Genomic DNA, 10,374 nt, shown 5'->3' with positions numbered 1-10,374 from the left:
ACCGGACCGCTGCCGCCGCCGCGACCGTCGAGAGCCTGGCCGCGGAGCTGGCGGCCGCCGAGCCGGCAGCCGTGGCGGCCGAACTCGCGGCCGCCACCGCCGTGGCCGACGACCTGGCCCGCCGGCACGACGACCTGTCGGATCGACTCGTCGCCACCACGGCGCAGCTGGAGGTGTACGGCACCGAGGGGCGGCGCGGCCGGCTCGATGCGGCACTGGCCGAACACGCACACGCCGAATCCGACTTCGTACGGCTACAGCGTCGCGCGAACGCCGTGATGTTGTTGCGCTCCACCATGACCCGGCACCGTGACGACGCCAGGAAACGCTACGTCGACCCGTTCCGCGTCGAGGTGGAACGCCTGGGCCGCCTGGTGTTCGGCGCCGACTTCCACGTGGAGGTCGACGCCGAACTGACGATCCGCAGCCGCACCCTCGACGGCTGCACGGTGCCCTACGAGTCGCTGTCGGGCGGGGCGAAGGAACAGCTCGGCATCGTCGCTCGGCTCGCCGGCGCCGCCCTGGTGGCCAAGGAGGACGGCGTTCCCGTGGTCATCGACGATGCACTGGGCTTCACCGACGCCGGCCGGCTGGCGAAGATGGCCGGGGTGTTCGACGCCGTCGGCGGCGACGGTCAGGTCATCGTGCTGACGTGCAGTCCGGAGCGGTACGCCGGCGTGGCCGCCGCGCACCGCATCGAGCTGTCGGCCTAACTGGCCGTCCGCACCGGTGCCCGTCGGGGCGCGTCGAACGTCGCCGGTGGTAGGCCCAGGTGGTCGCGCAACGTGTCGCCGGTGTATTCGGTACGGAACAGGCCGCGGCGCTGCAACTCCGGCACCACCGCGTCGACGAAGTCGTTGAACGTGCCGGGTGCCTGCGCCGCGGACACCATGAACCCGTCGGCTTCGCCCGCCCGGAAGGCCTCCTCGATCTGGTCGGCCACCTGGTCGGCGGTCCCGACGAACTGCGGCAGCAGCACGCCCTGGGCGTACCACTTGCCGATGTCGCGCAGTGTCAGGTTGTCGCGGTTGGCGACACGGCGAGCGGTGTCGAACAGCCCCTGGGTGCCGGTCACCGTGACGTCCTCCACCGGCGCGTCCAGGTCGTACTGCGAGAAGTCGTGGTCGGTGTGCACGCTGAGGGTGATCAGACCCGAGATGGGATCGGCCAGCTCGTTGTGGAAGGCCTGCTTCTCGCGGGCGATCGACTCGGTCTCGCCGATGAACGGGATGAACGCCGGGAAGATCAGGACGCCGTCGGGGTCGCGGCCGTAATCCGAGGCGCGCGACTTGATGTCGTCGTAGTAGGCGCGGCGCCCCTCGGGTGTCGGGTCGATCTCGAAGATGGCCTCCGCCCAGCGGGCCGCGAAGTCCCTGCCCGAGTTCGACGAGCCTGCCTGGATCAGCACCGGCCGGCCCTGCGGGGAGTGCGGCACGTTCAGCGGGCCGCGCGTGCGGAAATACCGTCCGTCGTGCTCGACGCGGCGGATCCGGTCGGGGTCGGCGAACACGCCGCTGGCCTTGTCGAGCACCAGCGCGTCGGGGTCCCAGCTCGACCACAGTTCCAGTGCGGTGCGCACGAATTCGTCGGCGCGCTCGTAGCGCAGCTCGTGGTCGAGATGCTCGTCGTGACCGAAGTTCTGCGCCTCGCTCTGCGACAGCGACGTCACGATGTTCCACGCCACCCGGCCGCGCGTCACGTGATCCAGGCTGGCGAAGATGCGCGCCAGCTCGTAGGGGTGGAAGTACGTGGCGGATTTGGTGATCGCCAGCCCCAGCTTGGTGGTGACGGCCGCGATGCTCGCCGCGACGATCGACGGGTCGAGCGTCGCGGTGGCCTGCGTGCCGCGGCGCAACGGTTCGGTGACGTCCCCGCCGAACCGGGCTGGGGCCGCCAGCAGGTCGGCGAAGAACAGGAAGTCGAACTTGCCGCGCTCCAGGATGCGTCCCAGCCGGTGGTAGTACTCCGGGTGGGTGAACCCGGTGTCGCTGCCGGGGTGCCGCCACGCGGCGTGCGAGTGCGTCACCTGGGAGGCGATCTGGAAACCGCCGAGGTGCAATTGCTTGGTCATGGTCATCCTTCCGCGATTTCGGCGCGCTTTCGTTCGCTGGGCGAACGAAAGCGCGCCGAAATCGCTCGTCAGAAGTAGGCGTTGGCGGGGATGGGGCTGCCGTGCAGCAGGTTCTCGCCGATGACGCGTGCCTTGTAGGACACCGGGTTGTGCAAGGTGATGGTGCGGATGTTGCGCCAGTGCCGGTCGAGGTTGCGCTGCCGGCTCGCCGCGCTGGCCCCGCCGAGTTCGAGCAGCCGCGTGGCGGCCTGGGGCGCGACGTCGTCGAGGTGGACCTTCACCTTCGCCGCGCGCAGCTGGGCCTCGGCGGCCAGTGCGGCGTCGGGCACTCCGTCGACCGCCGACGCCGTGGCCTCACCGATCGCGGCGGCGGCGTCCAGCACCGCCGCGCGGGCCACCGATGCCGTGGCGGCCAGCTCGCCGAGCTGACGCTGCAGCAGCGGGTCGTCGGTGGGGCGATCCGCCACGGCGTGGCTGAAGTTGCGGTCGCGGGAGCGCAGCAGCGCCACCCCGTCGTCGACGACGTTCGCCAGGATCCCGGCGACGACGGCATGGATGAACAACTGCAGCGACGCGTACTGCACGGTGGGCACCGGCGGGGCGTCATACGGGGCGTCGGAGAGCACCTCGTCGGCCGTGATCGCGACGTCGGTGAACGTCGTGGTCCCGGTTCCCGTGCGGCGCTGACCGAAGCCGTCCCAGTCGTCGACGATCCGGACGCCTGCCCGGTCGGTGGGTACCACGACGGTGGCCACCGAATCGTGGTCCGTGGTGGCGGCCACCGTCAGGTAGTCGGAGAACAGCGTGCCGGTGCTGTAGAACTTCTCCCCGGCCAGGCGGAAGCCGCCGGGGCCGTCGGGCAGCAGGCGGGTGTCGAACACCAGGCTGCCGACGGCGTTGCCGCCCTTCTCGCTGAACGCGTTGCCGAACGTGCGGCCTGCCGCCGCCTGCCGCAGCCACTGCCGCGAGCGGTCCTGGTCCAGCGTGGCCAGGCGTTCCTCGACGAACCAGAAGTGGGCGCGGAAGATGTGGGCGACGATCGGATCGGCCCTGGCGACGTCGATGACCGCGGCGAACAGCTCGGGCACGCTCAGGCCTGCGCCGCCGAGCGCCTCGGGGATGCGCAGCGTGCCGAAACCCGCCCGCTTGAGCGCCGCGACCTGATCGAAGGGGTTCTGGTCCTCGAGGTCGCGGTCCTTGGCGCCGGCCGCGACGTCGGCGAGCAGGGCGATCCATTCCGGCGAGCCCGGCAGGACGTGGGTGATGGCTTCGGTGGTGTCTTCCACGGTGGTCATGGCCACGTTTCTACTGAGGAGCCTCCCTGGGGGCACTGCTTTGAATCACGTCGAACCCAATGCCCGGCTGATCCGCGCGCACCGGATCGCGCGCACCGGATCGCGCGCACAATGGATGCGGTGACCATGAACGACAAGCGCCGCCGCGCCCACGGCAAACTGGCCGCGCTGCCGGGCGTGCGTGCCGTCCGCAGGCCCGTCGGCGACGGTCGCGAGTTCGATCTGCACTACGTGCGCACCGGCGAGCCCACGGGGCATCCGGTGGTGCTCATCCCCGGTGGGCCGGGCGCGGCGTCGGTCGCGCTGTACCGGGGCACGCGGCGCCGCTTCGCCGCCGAGGGGCTCGACGTCATCATGGTCGAACACCGGGGCGTGGGCCTGTCACGGCACGACGACGCCGGTGCCGACCTTCCGTCGGACGCCCTGACCATCGAGGCCGTGGTCGACGACGTGGCGGCGGTGCTCGACGACGCCGACGTGGACCGAGCCCAGGTGTACGGCACGTCCTACGGGACCTATCTCGCCGCCGGGATGGGTGTGCGGCACCCCGAACGCGTGCACGCCATGGTGCTCGACTCCCCGCTGCTGTCCGCCGACGACATCGACGAGGTACGGGCGGCGACGCGCCGGGTGCTGTGGACCGGCGAGGAGCCCGGTACCGCGGACCTGGCGGAAAAGGTGCGCAGCCTGGTCGAGGGGGGCGTGCTGGACCCGGTCACCACGCAACTGATCGCCGGCCTCTACGGCTACGCCGGTCCCGACGTGGTGCGCAGGCAGCTCGACCTGCTGCTGAGCGGCCACGACTGGCTGTGGGGCGCAGTCGGTCTCGGCACCCGCTACCTCTTCGAGCGCAAGACGCCCTACCACCACGAGCCCGACCTGGTGGGTCGCATCGGCTACCGCGAGCTGAACTACGGCGCGGCACCGGACGGCGGGCCCATCGATCCCGCCGTGGCGATGCGCGCGCTCGCCACGTGTGATCCCGAGTTCGTCGCCGAGCCCTTCGACCTGATCACCGAGATGCCGCGGTTCGACTGGCCGACCGCCGTGATCGCGGGCGGGCGGGACCTCACCACGCCGCCGTCAGTCGCCCGGCGCATCGCCGAGCTGATCCCCGACGCCGTGCTGGTGGACCTGCCCACCGCCGGGCACAGCATGCTGGACACCCGGGAACGCGCCGCGCTGGAGGTGGCCGTGGCCGTGGCCGCGGGGCGGGCGGCCGAGTTGCCGCAGCGGGCAGCCGAACTCGACGTCATGCCGAGCTCGCTGCCCATGCGCATGCTGCGGTGGGGCATCGGCGCGGCCGCGGTCGCCGAGTCGGCGGTCCCGGCGGCCGTGCCGCGCGCCGTGCGCAGCGTCACGACTTCATGAAGCCGATCGCGGTGTAGTCGACGTCGGCCAGTCCGGCGGCGCCGAAGTTGGCCAGGTTGCTCTTCACGGCGACGTTGCCGGGGGACTGGAACAGCGGCAGGCTGCCCGCCTCGGCCCACAGCAGCTGGTCGAGTTCGTTGGCCAACGCGCGCGCCTTGACCGGGTCGAGTTCGGCGAGCGTGGCCTCGATCTTGGCGTCGATCTCCGGGCTTCCGGTCTTGCCGAAGTTGCTCTCGCCCGTGGAGAGGTAGATCTGGGTGAGGCTCGACAGCGGGAAGGCGTCGGCGCCCCAGGCGAATTGCGCGACGTCGAAGTTGCCGACGGTGACGTACTGGCTGAAGAAGCCGTTGCCGCCCTTGGCCTGGATGTCGAGTTTGACGCCGATCTGCGCCAGGTTGTTCTGCGCGATCTGGGCGACCTGACGCGTGGTCGCCGCGTCGTAGAAGATGTCGCGGATCACCAGCTGCTTGCCGTCCTTCTCGCGGAATTGGCCGTTCATCCGCCAGCCGAGGTCGTCGAGTTCGCGCTTGGCGGCCTCGGGATCGAAGGCGACCGGGGCGCTGTTGTCCTGATAGCCCTCCTGGCCTGCCACGTAGATGTGGTTGTTGAGCGGTACCGGGTCGTCGGTGAGGCCGCGCTGGGTGACGCTGGCGATCGCCTGGCGGTCGATGCCCTTCGAGATCGCCACGCGCAGTGCCTTGTCCGACAGGATCGAACCGGGGGCGCCGTTGAACGTGAAGTGGTACCACGACAGCGACGGGGCGCGCCGGATCGCGATGCCGGGCGTGCGGCGCGCGATCTCCAGCTCGTCGAGGCTCGCCAGGCCGGTCGCGTCCAGCGAGTTGTTCTGCAGCGCGGGGATGCGGGCGGCGTCGTCGAGGACGCTGTAGGTGATCGAGTCCAACCGCGGCGGCGTGCCCCACCACTTGGGATTGCGCGTCAACGTGATCCGCTGCGCGGTGCGGTCGATGTCGGTGATGATGAAGGGGCCCGCCGACGGCGGCGGCTGGGTGCGGAAGCCCGTGTTGAAGGCCTCGGGCGTCGCGGTCACGGCCTTGGGATAGAGGATGCCGTTGCCGGCGAAGATGCCCTTCCAATCGGAGTACGGCTTGGCGAACGTCATGATCGCCTGGCGGTCGTCGACGCCGCGGGTCACGGTGCCCACGCGGTCGGTGCCGTTGGGCGACGCGATCGCGAACGCCTTGTTCGTGCCCCGCATGGCTTCGACCTGGGACCGGATGTCCTCCCAGGTGATGGGGGTGCCGTCGCTCCACACGGCCTTGGGGTTGATGGTGTAGGTGACCACCTGCGGGTTGGTGCTCGTCAGCTCGACGCTGGTGAAGTAGTCGGTGTTGACGGTGGCCGACCCGTCGGCGGCGATCCGGAAGGCGCGCGGCATGGTCGGCTTGGCCAGCGCGTAGTTGTCGCCGGTGTTGCCGTCGATGTGCAGCGTGTTGAAGTTCTCGGGGAACGCCGTGAGCGCGACGCGCAGCACGCCGCCCTCCTGCAGGGTCGCGGGATCCTGGACGTTCATGTCGCTGGTGGTGCCGACCGCGGCGGTCCCGCCCGCAGGGGGCGGCGGGGAGTCGTTGCTCGCACACGCCGTGAGGGTCAGGCCGGCCACCAGCACGCTGATGGCGATGCGTCTGATCGTCATGCGGTCCGACTCTAATCGTGCGGCGCGCGTTCCCGGTGGACGCCGTGCCCTGCCACCCGGTGGGCGCCGTCGTCCACTGCCACCCGGTGGGCGCCGTCCACTGCCAACTGGTGGGCGCCGTCCACTGCCAACTGGTGGACTCCGTCCACGGGCACCGGGGGCGCCTCAGACGGTCGGCACGGCGGCCAGCAACCGCCGGGTGTACTCCTGCTGCGTGTCGGCGAACACCGTCGCAGCCGCCCCGCTCTCCACCACCACGCCGCGGTGCATCACCACCACCTCGTCGGCGAGGTGCTTGACCACCGACAGGTCGTGTGAGACGAACAGGTAGGACAGGCCGAAGCGGTCCTGCAGATCGAGTAGCAGGTTGATGATGCCCGCCTGGATCGACACGTCGAGGGCCGACACGGGTTCGTCGAGCGCCAGGATCTTCGGCTGCAGGGCCAGCGCCCGAGCGATGCCGATGCGTTGCTTTTGACCACCGGAGAACTCGGCGGGGTAGCGGCTGGCGTCCTCGCGCCGCATCCCGACCAGACCCAGCAGCTCGGCGACGCGATCGTCGACGTCCTCGAAGCCGTTGGCCGTCAACGGTTCTGCCAACACGTCGAACACCGGGAGCCGCGGATCGAGCGAGGCCACGGGGTCCTGGAACACCACCTGTAGGTCGCCGCGCAGCGCCCGGCGGCCCACCCGGTCCAGCGCGGCCACGTCGCGGCCCAGCACCTCGATCGAGCCGGCCTGGGGGGCGGTCAGTTCGAGGATCTGGTGCAGCGTGGTGCTCTTGCCCGAGCCGGATTCGCCGACGATGGCGAGGGTGCGGCCCTGGCGCAGTTCGAAGCTGATGCCGTCGACGGCGCGCACCTCGCCGACGCGGCGCTTGAACACCGCACCCTTGGTCAGGTCGTAGGTCTTCACCAGGTCGGTGACCCGCACCACCACGGCGGCGTCCGGGTCGCGGGTGGCCTCCGGTGCGGCGGTCGACACCCCGTAGACCTCGCTCGCGGTGCGGCCGGCCACGTCGTCGATCCGGATGCAGGCCGCGGCGTGGTCGGTCCCGACGGCGACCAGCGCAGGTTCGGCGGAGCGGCAGTCGTCGACGGCCAAGGGGCAGCGTGGCGCGAACGTGCAACCGGGCGGTAATGCGGCCATGGCAGGCGGGGCGCCGGGAATCGGGACCAGCCGTGAGCCCTGGGCGGCGTCGAGGTGGGGCACCGAGCCCAGGAGGCCCACGGTGTAGGGCATCACGCGCTCACCGATCAGCGTCGCCACCGGCGCGGTCTCGACGGTGCGGCCCGCGTACATCACCATGGCGCGGTCGGCGAACTCCGACACCACGCCCAGGTCGTGGGTGATGATCAGCACGCCGGCGCCGGTGACGTCGCGCGCGGTGCGCAGCACGTCGAGGATCTGCGCCTGCACGGTGACGTCGAGTGCGGTCGTCGGCTCGTCGCAGATGATGAGGTCCGGGTCGTTGGCGATGGCGATGGCGATGACGACGCGTTGCCGCTCGCCCCCGGACAGTTCGTGCGGGAACGCCCGCGCCCGACGCTCGGGTTGGTCGATGCCCACCAGGTCCAGCAGCTCGACGGCGCGGGCTCGCGCGGCGGCCCGGCGCAGGTCCGGTTGGTGCACCCGCAGGGCCTCCGCGATCTGGTCGCCCACGGTGTAGACGGGCGTCAGCGCCGACATCGGGTCCTGGAACACGGTGCCGATCCGACGGCCCCGGATGCGCGACATGCTCGCGTCGTCGAGGCCGAGCAGTTCCTGGCCGTCCAGCCGCACCGATCCAGACACCGCGGCGTACTCCGGGAGCAGGCCCACGACGGCCATCGCGGTCGCGGACTTGCCCGCCCCCGATTCGCCGACCAGCGCCAGCACTTCGCGAGGCCGGACGTCGAACGACATGCCGCGCACCGCAGCGACGTCGGCGGTGTCGGTGGGGAACCGCACCTCGAGATCGGTCACCGACAGTAGGTCGCTCATCGGCTCCGCCTCAGGTTGCGGGCGCCGGGGTCCAGCGCGTCGCGCAATCCGTCACCGATCACGTTGGCGCACATCACGATCAACACCAAGATGCCCGCCGGGAACAGGAACAGCCAGGGGAACGTCAGCGCCGACTGCGTGCCGTCGCTGATGAGGGTGCCCAGGGAGACGTCGGGAGGCTGGATGCCGAAACCCAGGAAGCTGAGCCCGGTTTCGGCGAGGATCGCCACGCCGACGTTGAGCGCGGTGTCGATGATGAGGATCGACGCCACGTTGGGCAGCAGGTGCCGGACGATGATCCGCCACGCGGGCACGCCCATGTACCGTGCGGCCGTGACGTATTCGCGCGTCCGCAGGCTCATGACCAGGCCGCGCACCATGCGCGCACTGATCATCCAGCTGAACGCCGACAGCAGCACGATGAGCCACAGCACGGTGTCGGCGCCACGGGTGCGCGGTGTGATGATGAGGATCAGGATGAAGCTCGGGACGACCAGCAGCAGGTCCACCAGCCACATCAGGGCCCGGTCGCGTATCCCACCGAAGTATCCGGCGACGGCGCCGACGGTGGCGGCGACGATGGTCGAGGCAAACGCCACGCAGAACCCGATCAGCAGCGACTTCTGCATGCCGCGCAGCGTCTGGACGAACAGGTCCTGCCCCAGGCCGTTGGTGCCGAACCAGTGTCGGACGCTCGGCGGCTCCTGCAGGGCCAGGTAGTCCAGGTCCGAGTACTTCCAGGGCAAGAACGGCGGCAGGGCGTAGCACCCCACCAGGAGCACCAGCAGCACGACCGCGGCGGTCACGGCCAACCGGTTGCGCAGGAACCGCCGGAGCACCAGCGTGCGCCGGGACGCGAACGCCTGCGGGTGCAGTCCCGACCGCGCGGCCAGCGCGTCGTCGGTGGTCACGGGCTCGTCCGAGCGGTCGGTCACGTCACCCTCACTCTCGGGTCGAGGGCGGCGTAGATGACGTCGGAGAGCATGCCCGCCAGAAGCACGGTGGCTCCGGTGAACACGGTGATGGCGGCCACGATGTTGGTGTCCTGCGTGGCGATGCCCTGCACCGCCCACTCACCCATGCCGTGCCAGCCGAAGATCTTCTCGACGAAGACCGCGCCGGTGACCAAACCGCCGACGCTGTAGGCGAACAGCGTGGCCATGGGGATCAGCGCCGTGCGCAGCCCGTGCTTGAACAATGCCTGGCGTCGCGTCAGACCCTTGGCCCTGGCGGTGCGGATGAAGTCCTGGCCCAACACGTCGAGCATCGCGCTGCGTTGGTAGCGGCTGTATCCCGCGGTCGCCGACAACACCAGCGCCGTCGTCGGCACCACCAGGTGTTGCAGCCGGTCCAGCAGTCGTTCGCCCACTCCGGGCCCCACCGTCGTCGAGGATTCCCCGATGTAGCGGAACAGTTCGAACCCGAGCAGGCCGTTGACGTAGTTGGCGGGCAGCATCAGCAGGGGCGCCAGCACCAGCATGGGCGTGCTGATCAGCAGCAGGGACAGCGCGGTGATCACGCGATCCGACAGCCGGTACTGCCGGATGGCGCCCCAGGCGCCCACGATCACGCCGAGCACCGTGCCCACCACCGAACCGATCACGACCAGGCGCAGGCTGACCCCGATCCGGCGCCACATCTCCTCGGACACGGGCGCTCCCGTGATCGTGGTGCCGAAGTCGCCGTGCGCGGCGTCGGCGACCCAGATGCCGTAGCGCTCGAGCACGGGTTTGTCGAGGTTGAGTTCGGCGGCCTTGGCGTCGATGACGGCCTGGGGTGGGCGCGGGTTGCGGCTCTCCAGGTTCTCCAGTGGGTTGAACGCCCACGCGGTCAGACAGAAGGTCAGAAACGACGCCAGCGCCAGCAGCACGGCGTAGTTCAGCAGCCGCCGAGCCAGGAATCGCGTCACGTCGCGTCCGCCGGTACTCGCATGCCGACAGGGTAGGAGATGGGCGACGACGACGCCGTCAGGTACCGGTCTGGACGCGCCGGGCGTG

Annotated in this window: 9 protein-coding genes; 2 read left to right on the top strand and 7 right to left on the bottom strand. The window is 70.5% G+C overall.

The window, feature by feature from the left end; all coding sequences use genetic code 11:
- Positions 1-713: ATP-binding protein (locus AC30CM_RS20505; RefSeq protein WP_490118750.1), on the top strand; the 713-nt coding region annotated here is incomplete at its 5' end.
- Here AC30CM_RS20505 and AC30CM_RS20500 read toward each other — a convergent pair.
- Both AC30CM_RS20500 and AC30CM_RS20495 read right to left on the bottom strand, forming a co-directional pair.
- Positions 710-2,071: an LLM class flavin-dependent oxidoreductase gene (locus tag AC30CM_RS20500; protein ID WP_490118749.1), complete on the bottom strand. Its 1,362-nt coding sequence runs from the start codon at positions 2,069-2,071 to the stop codon at positions 710-712. The genes AC30CM_RS20505 and AC30CM_RS20500 overlap by 4 nt on opposite strands.
- Positions 2,072-2,139: 68 nt before the next feature.
- Positions 2,140-3,366, bottom strand: a complete 1,227-nt coding sequence (locus AC30CM_RS20495) for an acyl-CoA dehydrogenase family protein (protein ID WP_490118748.1) — start codon at positions 3,364-3,366, stop codon at positions 2,140-2,142.
- 111 nt (positions 3,367-3,477) lie between these two features.
- Here AC30CM_RS20495 and AC30CM_RS20490 point away from each other — a divergent pair, with 111 nt between their 5' ends.
- Entirely contained in the window at positions 3,478-4,737 is a 1,260-nt protein-coding gene (locus tag AC30CM_RS20490) for an alpha/beta fold hydrolase (RefSeq protein ID WP_490118747.1), read from the top strand.
- Here AC30CM_RS20490 and AC30CM_RS20485 read toward each other — a convergent pair.
- From AC30CM_RS20485 to AC30CM_RS20465, 5 genes are read right to left on the bottom strand one after another with little or no spacing between them, the layout of a single operon-like run.
- The gene (locus AC30CM_RS20485; protein WP_490118746.1) at positions 4,724-6,394 is read right to left on the bottom strand and encodes an ABC transporter family substrate-binding protein; all 1,671 of its coding nucleotides are present in this window, start codon (positions 6,392-6,394) and stop codon (positions 4,724-4,726) included. The genes AC30CM_RS20490 and AC30CM_RS20485 overlap by 14 nt on opposite strands.
- An 11-nt stretch (positions 6,395-6,405) precedes the next feature.
- Complete coding sequence (locus tag AC30CM_RS20480; RefSeq protein ID WP_490118745.1) at positions 6,406-6,549, bottom strand: hypothetical protein; 144 nt, start codon at positions 6,547-6,549, stop codon at positions 6,406-6,408.
- Between the two features lie 10 nt (positions 6,550-6,559).
- The gene (locus AC30CM_RS20475; RefSeq protein ID WP_490118744.1) at positions 6,560-8,377 is read right to left on the bottom strand and encodes a dipeptide ABC transporter ATP-binding protein; all 1,818 of its coding nucleotides are present in this window, start codon (positions 8,375-8,377) and stop codon (positions 6,560-6,562) included.
- Positions 8,374-9,312: an ABC transporter permease gene (locus AC30CM_RS20470; protein ID WP_490118743.1), complete on the bottom strand. Its 939-nt coding sequence runs from the start codon at positions 9,310-9,312 to the stop codon at positions 8,374-8,376. The genes AC30CM_RS20475 and AC30CM_RS20470 overlap by 4 nt, the downstream gene beginning before the upstream one ends.
- Positions 9,309-10,286, bottom strand: coding sequence for an ABC transporter permease (locus tag AC30CM_RS20465; RefSeq protein WP_490118742.1), 978 nt, complete (start codon positions 10,284-10,286; stop codon positions 9,309-9,311). Before AC30CM_RS20465 ends, AC30CM_RS20470 begins: the two co-directional genes overlap by 4 nt.
- Positions 10,287-10,374: the final 88 nt, after the last annotated feature.

This window comes from Mycobacterium sp. DHQP2018-32-09 (assembly GCF_058148405.1).
The sequence above is the reverse complement of the archived record's forward strand: the minus strand, read 5'-3'. Positions and strand labels throughout refer to the sequence as shown.